Source organism: Anaeromyxobacter sp. SG17, assembly GCF_022690695.1.
In the GTDB taxonomy this organism is placed as follows: Bacteria; Myxococcota; Myxococcia; order Myxococcales; family Anaeromyxobacteraceae; genus Anaeromyxobacter; species Anaeromyxobacter soli.
On the sequence record NZ_JALCYX010000084.1, the window covers coordinates 1 to 17,308 of the forward strand.

Genomic DNA, 17,308 nt, shown 5'->3' on the forward strand with positions numbered 1-17,308 from the left:
GCCCGCGGCCGGCGGGGCCGGCGTGTCGGTCTGCCCCGACCCGCCCGGCGTCGGCCCCGGCGTCGCGGGGGTCTCGGCGAGCGGCGAGGGGTGCGTGAGCGTCACGGAGTCGAACGCGTTGCCGTCCACGTCCCGCGCCTCGAGCGTGAGCGTGTTCGCCGTCACGTCCACCTCGACGAAGTGGTGTGTCGCGCGCGAGAACGCGGTGAAGTCGCTCGCACCCACCGTGTAGAGCGGCGCGCCCGCGCCGCCGGTCACGACGTACGTCACGCCGCCGTCTGCGGGCTGTCCTCCCACCATCGGCCGGCTGCGCTCGTAGTCGTGATCGTGGCCGTTCAGCACGAGATCCACGCCGTACTTCTCGAAGATGGGGCCCCACCGCTGGCGCAGCCCCGTGTCGCTGCCGTGCTCGCCGGAGGAGTACGGCGGGCGGTGGAACGCGACCACCGTCCAGCGGATGTCGGGGTTGCTCGCCGCGCGCGCCAGGTCGGCCTCGAGCCACTGGTCCTGGGCGTCGCCGGCCGTGCCGGCGGGCTCGGTGAAGAGCACGACGAAGTGGGTGTTGCCGTAGTCGAACGAGGAGTACGCCTCGTCCTCGTAGCCGGCGGCGCTCGGCGCGTGGCGCGGCAGCGCGAGCTGCGCGAAGAAGAGGCCGCCGCCGATGTCGTGGTTTCCGGCGGCGGACACGAACGGAGTCGTCGAGACGAGGGGCTCCATCGTCGTGAACCACCCGTCCCAGAGGGACTGCGTCCCGCCGCTCTCGACGAGGTCCCCCGAGTCGATCGAGAACGCCGGCTGGGACCGCTGCACGGCCGCGCGCACCTGCGCGCGCGCGGCGTCGTCCGTACGGCTGTCGCCGAAGGCGGCGAAGCGGAAGCTCGCGCTCGCCGAGGGCGTCGGTCCCGTCGTGAACGTGCGATCCGCGGACCAGCTCGCCGCGCTGCCGCACCGGAAGTGATAGGCGGTCCCCGCGGAGAGGCCGGTGAGCTGCGCCTCGTGCAGGTACGATCCCTGGTACGCGACCGACGCCGCAGCCTGCGTCTGGCCGTAGCCGGTGTCGCCCCCGTACTCGACCGCGCCGGTGGGCTCGCTGGAGCGCCAGGCGACGGTCATCGTGGTGTCGGTCGGCCCCTGCCAGCCGAGGTGGATCTGCGACGGTGCCGCGAGCGCGGGCGCCGCAGCCAGAAGGGTAGGCAGAAGGAGGAAAACCCGTGCATTCATCCGACCTCCGGACGGGAGAGCGGGACCTCGCCCGATCACCCGTGTCCCGGTTCGAACGCCCGCCCGGCCGGGAAACATCCCCTGGCGCGTGAGAGGCCACGAGCGGTTCCCTCCTCCGAGGGGAGGCAGCGGTCCCCGATCTCTCGAGTCGCATGCAATCGCCCGCGATGGCAGAGCGCATCACCGCTCGAGTCGAGCGAGGGATGCGTCGCAGGCTCAGGGGGCAGCACTTCAGTAGCGACCGGCCAGATACGCCCAGCGCGCCGCGATCCAGCCGCGGGTGTACGCGAGCTCCTCCTCGCGCGACGGCCAGCCCACCCGCCCCTCTCGCGCGAAGAACGCGGCTTGCGCGTCACGCCAGCGCGCCTCGTCGCGCGCCCCGGCGGCCTCGGTCTGCGCGGCGAGCGTGTCGAACGCGGCGAGCACGTCCGCGACGGGGACCCGCTCGCGCACCGCGGCGCCCAGCCGCGCGCGCGTGCCGGCGGCGAACGGCGGCGCGAGGAGCCGCCGGAAGAGGCCGTTCTCCCAGACGAACTCCTCGCCCGAGTCCGCCGCCTGGTGCTTGGTTTGCCACTCCTGGCCCAGGCTCGCGCCGTAGTCCCAGATCGTCGCGCGCCATGGACCGCCGGCGGGGTCGTGGAAGAGGAAGACGTTCTTCCGGGCGCAGTCGGAGGAGCGCGCGAGCATCACCATCACCCACCAGTCGCGCAGCTCGTCGACGTCGGCCACGGCCGCGAGGCGCGCCGCGAACGTCGCGTCGTCAGCGGTCGCGACGAGCTGGACGAGGGCGTCGAGCTCGTCGAAGGCGCCGGGCTCGCCCTGCAGCGGCGTGCCCTCCTCCTTCTCGTAGCCGTCGTGCCAGGTGAGCTTCGGCTGGCCCTCGTTGCTGGTCGCGTAGAAGTTCGCGAGGTTCGTCTTCGACTGGTACAGGTTCCCGTCGCCGTCGAGCCCGTGCTCGCTCAGCACCTGCCCGCCGATCTTCTCGCTCATCATGTAGACGCCGCGGTACTCGCCGTTCACGTAGAGCACGGCGCTGGCCGTGCGGACGTCGATGGGCCGGTCGGCGACGCGCCTCCAGAGCCCGAGCGCCAGCCGATCGCGGATCTGCGTCACGTCGTCGAACGTCGTGACGAGCAGGAGCTTCTTCCGCGCGGGGAAGCCGAGCAGCGGATCCGAGAACTGGGCGGTGTCGGGGAACGAGAGCGTGTAGCTCTTCTTCGGGAAGTCGGCGGAGCGCGTGCCGCGGTACTTCACCTCGATGCCGCGGGTCCGGCCGCGGTAGGTGAGCGAGGCCGGCACGTAGGTGGTGAAGTTCACGGTGCCGTCGACGCGCAGGTGGAAGACGGGCAGTCCGTACTCCTCGGTGTAGCGGGCGGGGTCGGGCGGAGCGTTCCCGGGCGCGTCCCACCGATCGGCCACGCCCACGCGGAGGAGCGCCTCCCCGTCGCCGGGCACGCGCACGACGACGTCGTACACGCCCGCATCGGCCAGCCCGGTCTTCCAGGAGATGGTCCCGGCCGCGAGGTCGAGCAGCGCTCCTGCGGGCAAGCCCTCGAGCACCGACGAGGCGGGCAGGGGCTCGTTGCCCGAGCAGGCGACCGTGAGCCGGAGCGCGTCGCCCTCCAGGATCCAGGCGGGTCCGGTGATCTTCATCCCGCACGAGGTGGGCGGAGGCGGAGGTGGAGGAGGAGGCGGCGGCGGAACGATCGGGAGGCCGTCGCCGTCCGAGGTGTCGTGGATGGGAGGGGAGCTGCACGCCGCCGATAGCGCGAGCAGGGCGGTGGCCGCGAGCAGGGTGGCCTTCCGTCGGGTCATGCTACCTCCGGCCTCTCCGCTCACCGTGGAGCGGCGCCGCGCAGGGCGCACCTGCTCGACTGGGAGCCGACCCGGCGGCGCCTCGGACGGTGCACCCGGCGTGGGCGGCGGGCCGCCCACCGGGGAGCGCGACCCGGAGGCGGGCGCACGGCGGGGTGAAGAAGTAGCCGCTCCGGCCACGGCCGCGTAGGTTCGTCCCGTGCGCATGGGCCGCTACGACATCACCACCGTGGTCGACGCCTGGTTCGCGCTCGACGGGGGGGCGATGTTCGGGATCGTCCCCCGGCCACTGTGGGAGAAGAAGCTCGCCCCGGATGCGCGGAACCGGATCCGGCTCGCCGCGCGCTGCCTCGTCGCGATCGACCGGGACGCGCGCCGCGTCATCGTCGTGGACGACGGCTTGGGCGACAAGTGGGACCCGAAGCGCTCCGACATCTACGCGATCGATCGCTCCGCCGGAGGGCTCGACGCCGGGCTGGCCCGGCTCGGCCTCTCGCGCGACGACGTCACGGACGTCCTCCTCACCCACCTGCACTTCGATCACGCCGGCGGCACGACCCGGCGCGGCGCGGGCGGCCGGCTCGAGCTGTCCTTCCCGCGGGCGACGTACCACCTGCAGCGGCGCAACTGGCTGTGGGCACACGCGCCGTCCGACCGCGACGCGGGGAGCTTCCTGCCCGACGACTTCGCGCTGCTGCAGCACTCGAACCGGCTCCACCTCATCGACGGCGACGAGTCGCCCTTCCCCGACGTGGACCTCATCCTCTCCGAGGGCCACACCGTCGGGCAGCAGCTCCCGCGGTTCCGCGGGGAGGGCACGCACCTCGTGTTCTGCGGCGACATCATCCCGACGCACGCGCACCTCCGGCCGAGCTGGGTGATGGGGTACGACCTGTTCCCGGTCACCACCGTGGAGGAGAAGAAGGTGCTCCTCGCCGAGGTGCTCGAGGACGAAGGCGTGCTGGTGTTCGAGCACGATCCGCTCATGGCGGGGTGCCGGCTGCGCGAGGAGGCGGGGCAGCCGGTGTTCCACGAGGCGGTGGAGCTTTGACGCCGGGCCGCGCGACGGCGCGCTCCGCGGGCCGCTCCGGCGCGGCCTCGGCCGGCTCCGGCCGGGCTCGCGCGAGCCGCGCGACGCTGGCGCGGCGCGCTCACCTCGGGTAAGGGTCTCCGGCTTTCTGGCCGGAGGAGCCCGACGAATGGAAGAGCAGAAGGTCACCGTCAGCCGCCGGGGCGCCGAGCGCCTCGCCGCCGGGCACCTGTGGATCTACCGCGCGGACGTGGAGAAGCTGCCCGCGGCCGAGGCTGGCGACGTCGTCGCGGTGGTGGACGGCCGCGGCCGCTTCCTCGCGAAGGCGTTCTGGTCGGCGCGCTCCAAGATCGCGCTGCGCATCGTCACGCGCGACGAGGTGCCGGTGGACGAGGCGTTCCTCGCCGAGCGGCTCGAGGCGGCGGTGGACCTGCGCCGGCGCGCGTTCGGCGACGAGCGATTCGTCCGAGTCGTCCACGGCGAGGCGGATCTCCTGCCCGGCCTCGTGGTCGATCGGTACGGCGACGCCGCGGTGCTGCAGACGCTCGTCCCCGCGACCGACCGGCGCAAGGCGCTCCTCGCCGAGCTCGTCGCCGGGGCGCTCGGCGTACGGACGATCGTCGAGCGGAACGACGTGCGCGTCCGCGAGCTCGAGGGGCTCGCCCAGGTGAAGGGCGTGCTGCGCGGGGAGGCGCCGGGCCCGGTCGTCTACCCCGAGGGCGCGGTGCGCATGCGCATCGACCTCCTCGCCGGGCAGAAGACCGGCGCGTTCCTCGACCAGCGCGAGAACCACCTGCGCGCCGGCGAGTACGCGCGCGGCCGGTGCCTCGACTGCTTCAGCTACGCGGGCGGGTTCGCGCTGCAGCTCGCCCTGCGCGCCGAGCAGGTCACGGCCGTCGAGATGCAGCCCACCGCCGCGGGGCTCCTGCGCGAGAACGTGTCGCTGAACCGGGCGGCGAACGTCGAGGTCGTCGAGGCGAACGCGTTCGACTACCTGCGCGACCGCGCCGAGGAGCCGCCCGCCTACGACCTGGTCGTGCTCGACCCCCCTGCCTTCGCGAAGAACAAGGACGCCCTCGCCGCGGCGCGGCGCGGCTACAAGGAGGTGAACCTCCGGGCGATCCAGATCCTCAAGCCGGGCGGGATCCTCGTGACCGCCTCGTGCAGCTACCACCTGGCCGAGGCGATGCTCGAGGAGCTCGTCCTCGACGCCGCGAACGACGCGGGGCGGCGCGTGCAGCTCCTCGAGCGCCGCGGCGCGGGCCGCGACCACCCCGTGCTGCTCGGCGTCCCCGAGACGCGGTACCTGAAGTGCTTCGTCCTGCGGGTGGTTTGACGCTACGCGAAGGCCCCGCGCGGGCGCTCGCCGGGCGCAGGACCTCCTATCGGCGCGGGCGCGCGGCGGGGTAGGATCTCCAGCCGCACCTCTCTCGGAGGAGACGCGCCCGGAATGATCCGGCCCGATGAGCTCGGCACCGGCCCGCTCGACGCGCTCGCCCGCGCGCCGCTCCTCGCACGCCTCGACGCGGCCGAGCGCGCCCGGCTGCTCGCCCGCGCCGAGCTCGTCACGGTCCCGGCCCGCACGCGGGTGCACGCGGACGCCGACGCCGGGCGAGGCCTCGACCTCGTGCTGGAGGGGGCCGCCACGCTCCGCAGCGCCGACCTGCCGCTCCGGCGCCTGGGGCCCGGCGACCACTTCGGCGAGCTCGCGCCGCTCTCGGCGGACCACCGCGGCGAGACCGTCACGGCGGAGACCCCGCTCACGGTGGCGCGGCTCTCGGCGCGCGGCTGGGACGCGCTCGTCCGCGACGACCCGGCCCTCGCCGCCAAGCTCGCGACCGCCCTCGCGGCGGCGCTCTCGGAGGAGCTCCGGCGCGTGACCGGCGAGATGGGGCTCCTGCTCCGCGGCCGCTCGCTGCCGCGCGCGCCCGAGGTGACGGTGCACCTCCTCGGCGAGGTCCGGCACGTCCGCACCGGGACCCGCCTCGCGGAGCTGCTCCCGGCCGAGCTCGACGGCGCGCTCGTCGTCGGCGGGCTCCTCGCGCACAAGCCGGTCTCGCTCGCGACCCCGGTCTTCACCGACACCACGGTCGCGCCGCTCACCCTCCGTCACTGGGAAGGGCGCACCATCTACGCCCACTCGGTCGGGCTCCTCCTGCTCGAGGCGGCGCACCAGCTCGCGCCCGCGCTCGCCGTCCGCATGGGCCCGTCGCGCGGGACGCGGCAGGTCGTCCTGGTCCACGGCCTCGAGCCCGCGGAGCGGCCGGCGTACGCCGCGCGCCTCGCGGAGCAGATGGCGCGCCTCGCCCAGGCCGACGCGCCCTTCCGGCTCGAGTACTGGCCGACCGACGAGGCCGCCGCGTACTTCGCGGAGCGCGGGTGGGAGGACGCGGCCCGGCTCCTGCGCGTTCGACGGCAGGCCACGGTGCGGCTCGTCTCGTGCGGCGAGCTGTACGCGCTCTCGATGGGCCCTCTCCTCCCGTCCACCGGCGCGGTGCGCGGGTTCCGGCTCGAGCCCGCCGAGGAGGGGCTCGCGCTCGATCTCGGCGACCGCGATCCGCGCAACGGCCACCGCGGCGGAGCGGCGCGCCGCGGGCAGCCCTCCCGCGACGGCGGGATGGTCGCGGAGCACCAGCGCTGGCTCGAGGCGCTCGGGGTGACGAGCGTCGGCGCCTTCAACGACCTGTGCATCTCCGGCCAGGTGTCGCAGCTCATCCGGGTGGCCGAGGGCTTCCACGAGAAGCGCATCGGCCAGATCGCCGACGCCATCGCGACCCGCCGCGACCGCCTGCGGGTCATCGCCATCGCGGGCCCGTCCTCGTCGGGCAAGTCGACCTTCATCAAGCGCCTCACCGTCCAGCTCCAGATCGACGGGGTGAACCCGGTGGCGCTCGGCCTCGACGACTACTACGTGGACCGCGAGCGCACCCCGCGCGACGACGCGGGCGAGTGGGACTTCGAGGCGCTCGAGGCGATCGACCTCCCGCTCCTCCAGGACCACGTCCGCCGCCTCATCGCCGGCGAGCCGGTGCGCACCGCGCGCTACGACTTCCTCACCGGCACGAGCCACCCGGACGGCGGCCCGGTCATCCAGCTCCGCCCCCGCGACGTGCTCCTCGTCGAGGGCATCCACGGCCTCGACCCGCGCCTGCTCGACGACATCCCGCCGGCGGGCTCGCTCTACCGGGTGTTCATCCACCCCGCCACCACCCTGCCCTTCGACCGGCTCACGCGCACGTCCGCGACGGACCTGCGGCTCCTCCGGCGCATCGTGCGCGACCGCCACCGCCGCGGGTACGGGGCGGCGGAGAACATCCTGCGCTGGCCCTCGGTGCAGGCCGGCGAGCGGGAGCACATCTTCCCGCACCAGCACGAGGCGGACGCGGTGTTCGACTCGTCGCTCGTGTACGAGCCCGCCGTCCTGAAGGTCTTCGCCGAGCGGTACCTCCTGGAGGTGCCCCCCAACCACGCCGCCTACCCGACCGCCCACCGGCTCCGCTACCTCGTCGATCGCTTCGTCTCCATCTACCCCGACCACGTCCCGCCCACCTCGCTCCTGCGCGAGTTCATCGGCGGGAGCGGGTTCGAGTACTGAGGGCCGGGATGCCCTTCAACGGCAGCGACTCGCGCCGTCTCCGCCGCTTCCGCGAGCTCGTGGAGGAGACCGCGCGCGCGTGCGCCCCGGAGGACGCGGCGGCGCTGCGCACGGAGCTCGACGAGCTCGTCGACGAGCGCGCGCTCGCGGAGGCGGTCATCGACCGGACCGGCGCGCTCGTGGTGGTGCTCGATCGCGAGGGCTACGTCCGCCGCTGGAACGCCGCCTGCGCCCGCGCGACGGGGTACTCCGCGGAGGAGATGCTGGGCCGGTCGCTGTGGGACCTCATCCTCCCCGAGGAGCGGGACGGGGTCCGGGCCACCCTCGACGCGCTCCGCGCCGGCCGGGCCACCACCACGCACGAGAACCACTGGATCGCGCGCGACGGGCAGCGCCGGCTCGTGTCCTGGAGCAACGCGTCGCTGCTCGACGAGGCCGGCGAGGTCCGGGCCATCGTGGCGACGGGCCTCGACATCACCGAGCGGACGCAGGCGGAGGTCGCGCTGCGGGCGCAGGCGAAGCGGCTCGAGGCGCTCGCGGAGGCGTCGCGGGTGTTCGCCTCCGGCCTCGACTACAAGACGACCCTCGACACCGTCGCGCGCCGGCTGTGCGAGCTCATCGGCGACGGGGCGCTCATCCGCGTCGTCTCGCCGGACGGCAACTGGCTCGTCCCGGTCGCGGTCTACCACCCCTCCCCGGAGCGGGCCGCGCTGCGCCGGCGCATCATCGCCGCCGCCCCGCAGCGGACCGACGAGGGCATCACCGCGGGCCCGCTCGCGACCGGGCGGACGCTGCGCATCCCTGCGCTCTCCCAGGAGAGGGTGCGCAACGAGATGAAGCCGGAGTACTGGCCCTACCTCGAGGGCGTGACGAGCCTGCTCATCGCGCCGCTCGCCCAGCGCCACGAGGTGTTCGGCCACATCACGCTCATGCGCGACGCAGGCGGCGCGCCGTACACCGCGGACGACGAGGCTCTGCTCGAGGACCTCGCCCACCGCGCCGCGCAGGCGATCGAGAACGCGCGGCTCTACTCCGACGCGCAGAACGCGGTCGCGGCGCGCGACGAGTTCCTCTCCATCGCCTCGCACGAGCTGCGCACCCCGCTCACGGCGCTCCGCCTCGCGCTCGGGAACATGCGGCGGGTCACCTCGCGCGAGGCGCTCGAGCGGCTCCCGCCCGAGCACGTGGAGCGCGTCCTCGGGGCTGCGGAGCGGCAGGGACAGCGGCTCGAGAAGCTCGTCGCGGCGCTGCTCGACGTCTCGCGCATCCACATGGGGAAGCTGGACCTCGACCTCGAGGAGGTGGAGCTCGGGGCGGTGGTGACGGACGCGCTCGCCCAGCTCGAGGACGAGGCCTCGCAGACGGGCTCGACGCTCTCCGCCTCGGGCACGCCGGTGCGCGGCGCCTGGGACCGGCTGCGGCTCTCGCAGGTCGTGACGAACCTGCTCTCGAACGCCGTGAAGTACGGGGCCGGGAAGCCCGTCGAGGTGAGCTACGGCCCCTCCGCCACCGGCGCGGTGCTCGTGGTCCGCGATCAGGGCATCGGGATCTCCGCGTCGGATCAGCCGCAGATCTTCGAGCGCTTCGAGCGGGCGGTCTCGTCCCGCAACTACGGCGGGCTCGGGCTCGGGCTCTACATCGTGCGGCGGATCGTGGAGGCTCACGGCGGCACCATCCGCGTCGAGAGCGCGCCGGGGAAGGGCTCCACGTTCCAGGTCGAGCTGCCGCTCCGGCCGCTCTGCGCCCGCCCAGGCCACGGCGCCCTGGACCCCGCGTCCGCGCACTGAGCGCGGGAGGGTGATTCCCGAACAGGCGAGCGAAGCGGCGCCGAAGCGGAATCGGCGAAGCCGATCGCGTTGGCGCAAGGGACCCGGCGAGCAGGGGTGGGGGGCGCAGCCCTCATCATTCATGACAAGTGCAACTCGCCGGACGAGCGGCGGGTGGTTCGACCACGGCTTCCGTGCGCATGTCGGATTCGGGCATCGACGGGGTCCGCGCACGCGCTCGTGCTCGACCCCGATGAACGCGGGAAGGCGGCGGAGCAGGGGAGCGTCTCGTCGTGTCGAGGGGCGACGGAGTGACTTCGCGCGGGGTGCGCGCGGACTTCTCGAAGGCGCCTCCGCAGCTCGCCCCGGAGCGCGGGCTGGAGCGTCGTGGGAGGTCGACCGTATTCACCTATGGTGACAGCTATCGCCAGCGGTAGCGCCGGCCGGTGTCGCGGCTCTCCTCGCGCTAGGCGGGGCGTCCCAGTTGCGGTGGGTGAAACATTCCCCATTGACGCCTTCTCGCCCCGATTGCGCTCAGGCATACGGGCGGCGCGGGAAGGCTACTCTCGCGCACGCTTCTCGCGCGTGAAGCGCGCGCCGATCGCCTTGGGGCAACGACGAGGGTGCGCCGGAGAACGCCGCACAGACCCGAGCCTGGAGCGTCCCCGGAGCTTCGAAAATCGCGTGCTACGAAGGGTGTACTGGAGGTGCATCCCCATGTCTGCGCTCACTCCCGCTGCTCTCGAGTCGAACGTCCTCGCCCTGCGCCTGCGCTCGCCGGGGAGGAACGGAACGTCCAGGTCGACTTCCTCCTGCACCTCGACGAATTCGATCGGCGCCGCGCCTTCGTCGAGATCGGCCATGCGTCCCTCTGGGCGTACTGTTTGGAGGCGCTCCACCTCCGGGAGGGCGCCGCCGGCCGGCGCATCCAGGCGATGCGGGTGCTGCGCCGCTTCCCGATCCTGGAAGCTCCGCTGCGCGATGGGCGTCTTTGCCTCTCCACCGTGGCGCTCCTCGGCCAGGTGCTCACGGAGCAGAACGTGGACGACCTCCTCGCTCGCGCCGCCTTCCGGACCCGGGCCGAGGTCGAGCACCTCGTCGCCTCCATCCAGGCGCGCACCGCTCCGCGTGCTGGCCTTCGCAAGCTCACCGAACGCGCGCCCGCCGTGGTGAGCGCAGCGCTAGAGCTCCCGCAGGCCGAGCGGGCCGAGGCGGCTACCGCACCCGGCCCTGCGGAGCCGACCCTCGGCCCCGGTCCCACCGCCGGCTCGCTGCCGGCGCCCCCGCCCCCCGTCGCGCAGGTGAAGCGACGGGCCGAGACGCTCGCCGTCTCGGAGAGCCAATGGTCGCTCCGCGTCACCCTCGACCGTGCCTGCAAGGAGGACCTCGAGACGCTCCGCTCGCTCCTGTCGCACAAGGTCCCGGACGGTGACCTCGCGGCGGTGCTCCGCGAGGCGATCCGCTGCGCCATCGAGAAGCACGGCAAGCGCAAGGGCGCGGTCGCGCCGGAGCGGGAGACGAAGGGCGCGAAGCAGGCCACGGCTGAGCAGGCCGGGACGGCGGCCGCGGCGAAGCCTTCGGAGGGGAGGACCACGATCCCGGCGATAGTGCGCCGCGCCGTGTGGAAGCGCGACGGCGGGCGCTGCGCCTGGGTCGGCCCGGACGGCTGCCGCTGCAAGAGCCGCTGGAAGCTCGAGCTCGACCACATTCAACCCGCCTCCCTCGGGGGACCATCGACGATCGACAACCTTCGGCTCGCCTGCCGAGCTCACAATCTGCTTCACGCAGAGAGGAGCTTCGGGCGCGAGCACATGGATCGCTTCCGGCGAGAGTCGAGCGACGGGCCGACGCCGCCCGCGCACGCTGACGTGGCACCTCTGCGTCCGGTCATGCAGCTGGGAATGTGGGCGCCGTGATCCGCTGCCGCGCACGGGCAACGCGCCGATGCCGAACCGGAGCGCGCGGTGCGCCGCTCGGCCGACCAGTGCCGCCTCCGTCGGTCAGCAGCCGAAGATGTGACGAATCCTCAAAGCGCAGCCCCCGTCAGAAATCGCGCGCGGGGAAGAGCAGCACGTCCTCGATCGCCTCGGCGCCGGCGACGAGCATGAGCAGGCGGTCGAACCCGACCGCGACGCCGCCCGCGGGGGGCATGCGGCCCACCGCCTCGAGGAACGGCTCGTCGAGCGGGAACACCGGGCGCCCCAGGGCGCGCCGGAGCGCCTGCTCCTCCACGAGCCGCGCGCGCTGCTCCACCGCGTCGGTGAGCTCGGTGAAGCCGTTCGCGAGCTCGAGCCCGCCCGCGTAGAGCTCGAAGCGCTCGGCCCAGCGCGGGTCGTCCGGCTTCACCCGGGAGAGCGCGGCCATCGAGGCGGGCCAGTCGACGAGGTACTCGGGCCGCTCCACGCCGAGCCGTGGCTCGACCGCGTCGAGCATCACGCGGAAGAACACGTCGTCGAACCCCTCGCCGGGCGGTCCGGGGTCGTGTCCCGCGGCGCGGGCCGCGGCGGCGAGCCGGCCGGCGTCGCCCCCGCAGGCCGCGAGGTCCACGCCGGCGTGGCGACGGAACGCGTCCGCGACGGTGGTGCGCGGGAAGGGGGCGGCGAGGTCGATGGCGCGCCCGCCGCGGGTGACGCGGGTGCCCCCCGCGACCGCGCGCGCGCACGCCTCCAGGAGCCGCTCGAGGTCCTGCATCACGCCCTCGTAGTCGGTGCCCGCCCGGTAGAGCTCGAGCATCGTGAACTCGGGGTTGTGCGTGCGCGAGATCTCGCCGTTCCGGAACACGCGCGAGAGCTGGAAGATTTGCGGGAAGCCCTCGGCGAGGAGCCGCTTCATGGCGTACTCGGGGCTGGTGATGAGCCAGAGCGGCCGCGCCGCTCCCCCGCCCTCCGGCACGAAGGGCGCCTCGAAGGGCGACAGGTGCGGCTCCATGCCGGGCGCAGGCACGAGGGTGGGCGTCTCCACCTCCTCGTAGCCGAGGCCGCCGAGGAACCGGCGCACCTCGGCGGCGAGCCGGGCGCGCTGGCGGGCGCGATCGCGTCGGGAGACGGACATGCGCGGGGAGAGTAACCGCGCGCGCGTCGGCGTGCCGAGGGGAACCGCCGATCCCGATCCCCGACCCCGACCCCGACCTTCCTCCCTCGTCAACCTCTCCGCCCTGCCCGGTTGACGATCCCGTCGCCCCTCGCGATACTCCCCCTCCGCTCGCGCGAGATGCCGTCCTTCCTCGACAGACCGGGCCTCACCCTCCATTGCGAGGACGAAGGCCAGGGGCCGGCGCTCCTCGCCGTTCACGGTTGGTCCCTGTCCGGCCGCTGGCTCCTCGACGCGCTCCCGCCCGCGCTCCTCGCCGGCCGCCGCGCGCTCGCGCCGGACCTGCGCGGCCACGGCCGCTCCCAGGCGGGCGCGCCCTTCACGCTCGCCGAGCTCGCGAGCGATCTCGTGGCGGCCTTCGACGCCCTCGCCCTCGAGCGCGCGGTGCTCCTCGGCTGGTCGCTCGGCGCGCAGGCGGCGCTCGCCGCGCTGCCGCGCCTGCGCGGGCGGATCGCGGGGCTCGCGCTCGTCTCGGCCACCCCGCGCTTCACCGAGGGCGAAGGCTGGCCGCACGGCCTCCCCGCGCGCACGCTCGCGGCGCTCGCGCGCCACGTGGAGCGCGACCCCGCCCGCGCCGCCGCGCGCTTCCACGAGGGCATGTTCGTGCCGGGCGAGCTCGACGCGGGCGCCGCGGCCCGCGCCGCCGCCCTCCGGGCGCGGACGCCCCTGCCCTCCCCCGCCGCGCTCCGCGCCGGGCTCGACGTGCTCGCCGCCGCGGACCTGCGCGGCGCGCTCGGCGCCCTCGACGTGCCGGTCGCCGTCGTCCACGGCGAGCGCGACCCGGTCTGCCTGCCGGGCGCGGGACGCGCGCTCGCCGGGGCGCTGCCCGGCGCGCACCTCGCCGTCATCCCCGGGGCGGGCCACGCCCCCTTCCTCTCGCGCCCGGACGCGTTCGCCGCCGCGCTCGCGCCGCTCCTCGCCGCATGCGCCTGAACCCGGTCGACAAGCGGCGCGTCCGCGCCGCCTTCTCACGCTCCGCCGCGTCCTACGACGCCCGGGCCGAGGTGCAGCGCGCCGTGCAGGACCAGGTGCTGGCGCTCCTCGCCGCCGCGGCGCCGGGCGCGCGCCGCGTGCTCGACGTGGGCGCCGGCACGGGCGCGCTCCTCTCCCGGCTCCTCGCCGCGAGGCCCGGGCTCGCCGCCGCGGCCGTGGATCTCGCGCCCGGCATGTGCGGCGCCACGCGCCGCGCCGCCCCGCGGGCGGGGGTGGCGGCGGCGGACGCGGAGGCGCTCCCGTTCCGCGACGGCGCGTTCGATCTCGTGGTGACCACCTCCACGCTCCAGTGGCTGCCGCGCGTGACGACCGCGCTCGAGGAGGCGCGCCGGGTCCTCGCGCCGGGCGGAGTCCTGTGCGTCGCGCTCTTCGGGGAGCGCACCCTCTTCGAGCTCCGCGAGGCCTTCCGCGACGCCTCCGCCGGGAGCCCCGCGCCGGTGCACCGCTTCCTCGCGCTCGAGGAGCTCGCGCGCGCGCTCGGGGCGGCGGGGCTCACGCTGGAGGCCACGCGCGACGAGGAGCTCGTCGAGCGCCACGCGGACGCGCGCGCGGTGCTCCGCGCCCTCAAGGCGGTGGGCGCGACGAGCGCCGTGCCCGGCCGCACCGGGCTCTCGGGGCGGCGCGCCACGCTCGAGACGATCCGGCGCTACGAGGAGCGGCACGGGGGCCCGGGCGGCGTGCCCGCGACCTACCACGTGCTGTACGCGATCGCCCGGCGGCCGGCGGCTACGTCCGCGTCGCCTCGAGCTCCTTCAGGCGCGCTCGCAGCTCCTTCTCCCGTTTGAAGCGGGCGGTCACGTCGCGGATCACCGCCGACGGCCCCAGGATGTGCCCCGACGCATCGCGGATGAGCTGGATCGTGAACTCGATCGAGATCGTCTGCCCGTCCTTGCGGATCGCCGGGACCGCCAGCACCTCCGTGCCGTAGCGGGTGACGCCCGTCTCCATGACGCGGTTCCAGCCGTCCCAGTGCCGCGCGCGGAGCCGCTCGGGGATGATGAGGTCCATCGACTTCCCGATGACCTCCGCCGCGCTCCACCCGAACATCCGCTCCGCGCCGCGATTCCACAGCCGCAGCACGCCGTCGCGATCCGCGAACAGGACGGCGTCACCCGTCTCCTCGATGATCCGCGCCGCGAGCGCGGCGAACCCAGGGTCGTCCATGGTGCCTCCGTCGCGCGAGCTTAGCCCGCCGCCCGCGCCGCACGGAGGCGACGCCCGCCGGCCCGATGGGTGACGCCCCAGAGCCGGCGCCCCGCTATGGCTTGCGCGCTCCGGCGGAGCCGGGTGCGCCCGGTCCGCCCGCCTCGCGCTCCGCCGCGAGCCGCGCCCGCTCGCCGGGGCTGGCGTGCTCGCCGCCGCCCGTGTCTCCCTGCTCCTCGGCCTCGAACTCGGCTCGCTCCGCCTTGTTCAACGCGCGCAGCTGGTCGCGCGGGTCGTTCGCGTCGCGGCTCTCGCGGCTCTCGGCCATCGGGTCCTCGCTCTCCGCCGCCATCGCGTGGCGGCCGCACATCCACCTTGGAGACGCTCGTGCGCGGACGCACTACACCCCGCGCGCCGCGCCCGGGGCGCGCGCCTCACGCAGCGTGAGAGGGGTCGCCGCCACGTCCCGCGGTCGCCCGCCTTGTGGCCCTGCGGGGGCGCGGGCTAACATCCGCGGGATCGTGCCCCAGGCCGCACCCCAGGCGAGCGGCGCCGACTTCAAGCCGCACCTCTTCGGCAAGTTCTTCCTCCTGCAACGGCTCGCCGTGGGGGGGATGGCCGAGATCTACCGGGCGCGCGTCCCAGGGGCCGGCGGCTTCGAGAAGGAGCTCGTGGTGAAGCGGATCCTGCCCGCGCGAGCGCAGGATCAGGGCTTCATCAAGATGCTCGTGAACGAGGCGAAGCTGACCGTCCAGCTCACGCACTCGAACATCGCGCAGATCTACGAGTGCGGCAGCTTCGAGGGGAACTTCTTCATCTCGATGGAGCTCGTGAACGGCGTCTCCCTCAAGGAGATGATGGCCGCGTTCGCCAAGGCCGGCACGCAGCTCACGCCCGAGCAGGCGATGTTCCTCGTCCTGCAGCTCCTGCAGGGCCTCGACTACGCGCACCGGAAGACCGACGGCCAGGGCAACCCGCTCCGCATCGTGCACTGCGACGTCTCCCCGGACAACGCGCTCGTGTCGTACGAGGGCGAGGTGAAGCTCCTCGACTTCGGCATCGCGCGCGCCGCGACGAACCTCTCCAACTACAAGGAGGGGATGCTGATGGGGAAGCTCGGGTACGTCGCGCCCGAGCAGGCCTCGCTCGAGAAGCGCTGGGACCACCGCGTCGACCTCTTCGCGGCGGGGATCCTCCTCTACGAGCTCCTCACGAAGCAGAAGCCGTTCCCGAAGGCCACCGACGTCGAGTCCCTCGTCCAGGCGCGCAAGGCGAAGGTCGTCCCGCCGACCGCGATCGACCCCCGGCTGCCGAAGGACCTCGACGCGATCGTCGCCAGCGCGCTCGCCTACGATCCCGACGACCGCTACCCCGACGCCCGCTCGTTCGCGGACGCGCTCGTGGACGTGCTGTTCCCCACGCCGCACTCGTCGATCCAGGATCTCCTCGCCAGCCAGATGAAGGCGGTGTTCGCGGACAAGGTGCAGCGCCAGCGCGCGGCCCGCGCCCACGACCCGCTCATCATGAAGGTCCTCACGAACGCGGCGGCGGCGGCCGGCGTGCTCCCGGGCGCGGCCGAGCAGACCCCGGTGAAGGCCTGGGAGCCGCAGGTCGAGGCCGCGCCCTCTCCCGAGCCGCGCCGCGCGCCCTCGCGCGCGCCGCGCACGCGGACGGTCGTGAAGGCCGGTGTCCGGCTGCGCACCGCCTTCCTCGTCGGCCTCGTGGTGGCGGTCGCCGGCTTCGCCGGGCTGCGCTACGCCGATCCCTGGCTGCGATCGGGCGTCCTCGTCGTGACCTCCGATCCTCCCGGCGCGGACGTCACGCTCGACGGCGCGCCGACCGGCCTCACCACGCCCGCGGTGATCGAGGACGTCCGGCTCGCGCGCCCCCACGAGATCGCGCTCGGCGGCGAGGGGCTCCGCGGAGTCACGCTCGCCACTCAGCCCACCCCGGGCCGGCTCGTGACGCGCGTGCACTCCGAGCTCGCCTCGGCGTTCGGCGCGCTCCGCGTCGAGAGCGATCCGCCCGGCGCCGAGGTGCGGTTCGACGAGCGGCCCGCCGGGAAGACCCCCATCACGATCCCGGGCGTGCGGCTCGACGAGCGCCACCGCATCGACCTCACGCTCACGGGCCACGAGATCGACCAGTTCGTGGTGCTGCCGGCGAAGGACGGGTCGCAGTTCGCGCGCAAGCTCGCGCGCCTCGACGGAGGCAAGCCGAGGCCGTGACCGCGGGCGCGATGCGGCTCGTCGTCGAGGACGAGGCGGGGACCCGCTCGACGGTGCCGTTCACCGGCGACGAGCTCGTCGTCGGCCGCGCCGCCGAGGGCGTCGCCGTGCGGCTCTCGGATCGCGACGTCTCGCGGCGCCACGCGCGGTTCCTCCGCGCGAGCGGGTCCGTTCACGTGGAGGACCTGGGGAGCCTCACCGGCACGCGGGTCAACGGCGAGCGGATCACCTCCCGCCGGCGCCTGCGCGAAGGCGACCTCGTCCAGATCGGGAGCTACGATCTCGCGCTGTTCGGCGAGGCCGTCACGGCGGCCCCCGGCTCGCCGCCGCCGCTGCCGCCCACGCCGCGCCCGCCGAGCGGCGAGACCCCGGCCCCGGCCACCGCCCCGGATCCTGCGGCGCAGCGCCCTCCCGCGCCCGCGACGCC

12 protein-coding genes and 2 pseudogenes are annotated in these 17,308 nt (G+C 74.5%); 9 read left to right on the plus strand and 5 right to left on the minus strand.

Annotated elements, in window-relative coordinates; translation table 11 throughout:
• Both MNY60_RS20560 and MNY60_RS20565 read right to left on the minus strand, forming a co-directional pair.
• Positions 1–1,221, minus strand: a 1,221-nt coding sequence (locus MNY60_RS20560) for a metallophosphoesterase family protein (protein ID WP_242361693.1), incomplete at its 3' end; no start/stop codon positions are given.
• A gap of 231 nt (positions 1,222–1,452) precedes the next feature.
• Positions 1,453–3,036: a CotH kinase family protein gene (locus MNY60_RS20565; protein WP_242340953.1), complete on the minus strand. Its 1,584-nt coding sequence runs from the start codon at positions 3,034–3,036 to the stop codon at positions 1,453–1,455.
• A gap of 205 nt (positions 3,037–3,241) precedes the next feature.
• Between MNY60_RS20565 and MNY60_RS20570 the strand changes: the two genes are divergently transcribed.
• From MNY60_RS20570 to MNY60_RS20590, 5 genes and pseudogenes are all read left to right on the plus strand, one after another.
• Positions 3,242–4,087 carry an MBL fold metallo-hydrolase gene (locus tag MNY60_RS20570; protein WP_242340951.1) on the plus strand — a complete coding sequence of 282 codons (846 nt, stop codon included), beginning with the start codon at positions 3,242–3,244 and terminating at the stop codon, positions 4,085–4,087.
• Positions 4,088–4,235: 148 nt separating this feature from the next.
• A complete protein-coding gene (locus MNY60_RS20575; RefSeq protein WP_242340949.1) occupies positions 4,236–5,402 on the plus strand; it encodes a class I SAM-dependent rRNA methyltransferase in 1,167 nt (388 codons plus the stop codon).
• A gap of 114 nt (positions 5,403–5,516) precedes the next feature.
• Positions 5,517–7,661 (plus strand): cyclic nucleotide-binding domain-containing protein, encoded by a 2,145-nt coding sequence (locus MNY60_RS20580; RefSeq protein ID WP_242340947.1) that lies wholly within the window; start codon positions 5,517–5,519, stop codon positions 7,659–7,661.
• An 8-nt stretch (positions 7,662–7,669) separates the two neighbouring features.
• The gene (locus MNY60_RS20585) at positions 7,670–9,448 is read left to right on the plus strand and encodes an ATP-binding protein (protein ID WP_242340946.1); all 1,779 of its coding nucleotides are present in this window, start codon (positions 7,670–7,672) and stop codon (positions 9,446–9,448) included.
• A gap of 696 nt (positions 9,449–10,144) precedes the next feature.
• Positions 10,145–11,343, plus strand: a pseudogene (locus MNY60_RS20590) (HNH endonuclease).
• A 127-nt stretch (positions 11,344–11,470) separates the two neighbouring features.
• On the opposite strand, the pseudogene epmA reads toward MNY60_RS20590, so the two are convergent.
• Positions 11,471–12,484 (minus strand): annotated as a pseudogene (gene epmA / locus MNY60_RS20595) (EF-P lysine aminoacylase EpmA); the annotation flags it as partial.
• A 153-nt stretch (positions 12,485–12,637) separates the two neighbouring features.
• Here epmA and MNY60_RS20600 point away from each other — a divergent pair.
• Together MNY60_RS20600 and MNY60_RS20605 are read left to right on the plus strand one after the other, a co-directional pair.
• Positions 12,638–13,450: an alpha/beta fold hydrolase gene (locus MNY60_RS20600; protein WP_242361698.1), complete on the plus strand. Its 813-nt coding sequence runs from the start codon at positions 12,638–12,640 to the stop codon at positions 13,448–13,450.
• Complete coding sequence (locus tag MNY60_RS20605) at positions 13,441–14,295, plus strand: methyltransferase domain-containing protein (protein ID WP_242361701.1); 855 nt, start codon at positions 13,441–13,443, stop codon at positions 14,293–14,295. The genes MNY60_RS20600 and MNY60_RS20605 overlap by 10 nt, the downstream gene beginning before the upstream one ends.
• On the opposite strand, the gene MNY60_RS20610 is transcribed toward MNY60_RS20605, so the two are convergent.
• Both MNY60_RS20610 and MNY60_RS20615 read right to left on the minus strand, forming a co-directional pair.
• Complete coding sequence (locus MNY60_RS20610; RefSeq protein WP_242361704.1) at positions 14,237–14,674, minus strand: PAS domain S-box protein; 438 nt, start codon at positions 14,672–14,674, stop codon at positions 14,237–14,239. The genes MNY60_RS20605 and MNY60_RS20610 overlap by 59 nt on opposite strands.
• 94 nt (positions 14,675–14,768) lie before the next feature.
• Positions 14,769–14,981 carry a hypothetical protein gene (locus MNY60_RS20615; protein ID WP_242361706.1) on the minus strand — a complete coding sequence of 71 codons (213 nt, stop codon included), beginning with the start codon at positions 14,979–14,981 and terminating at the stop codon, positions 14,769–14,771.
• 193 nt (positions 14,982–15,174) lie between these two features.
• Here MNY60_RS20615 and MNY60_RS20620 point away from each other — a divergent pair, with 193 nt between their 5' ends.
• Positions 15,175–16,881, plus strand: a complete 1,707-nt coding sequence (locus tag MNY60_RS20620) for a serine/threonine-protein kinase (protein WP_242361708.1) — start codon at positions 15,175–15,177, stop codon at positions 16,879–16,881.
• Positions 16,878–17,308, plus strand: a 431-nt coding sequence (locus tag MNY60_RS20625; RefSeq protein WP_242361710.1) for an FHA domain-containing protein, incomplete at its 3' end; no start/stop codon positions are given. The genes MNY60_RS20620 and MNY60_RS20625, both read left to right, overlap by 4 nt.

Bases quoted from the DNA above. Each gene is read 5' to 3' on its own strand.
- MNY60_RS20565 (WP_242340953.1), bottom strand. From the start codon at position 3,036: ATGACCCGACGGAAGGCCACCCTGCTCGCGGCCACCGCCCTGCTCGCG.
- MNY60_RS20570 (WP_242340951.1), top strand. From the start codon at position 3,242: ATGGGCCGCTACGACATCACCACCGTGGTCGACGCCTGGTTCGCGCTC.
- MNY60_RS20575 (WP_242340949.1), top strand. From the start codon at position 4,236: ATGGAAGAGCAGAAGGTCACCGTCAGCCGCCGGGGCGCCGAGCGCCTC.
- MNY60_RS20580 (WP_242340947.1), top strand. From the start codon at position 5,517: ATGATCCGGCCCGATGAGCTCGGCACCGGCCCGCTCGACGCGCTCGCC.
- MNY60_RS20585 (WP_242340946.1), top strand. From the start codon at position 7,670: ATGCCCTTCAACGGCAGCGACTCGCGCCGTCTCCGCCGCTTCCGCGAG.
- MNY60_RS20600 (WP_242361698.1), top strand. From the start codon at position 12,638: ATGCCGTCCTTCCTCGACAGACCGGGCCTCACCCTCCATTGCGAGGAC.
- MNY60_RS20605 (WP_242361701.1), top strand. From the start codon at position 13,441: ATGCGCCTGAACCCGGTCGACAAGCGGCGCGTCCGCGCCGCCTTCTCA.
- MNY60_RS20610 (WP_242361704.1), bottom strand. From the start codon at position 14,674: ATGGACGACCCTGGGTTCGCCGCGCTCGCGGCGCGGATCATCGAGGAG.
- MNY60_RS20615 (WP_242361706.1), bottom strand. From the start codon at position 14,981: ATGGCCGAGAGCCGCGAGAGCCGCGACGCGAACGACCCGCGCGACCAG.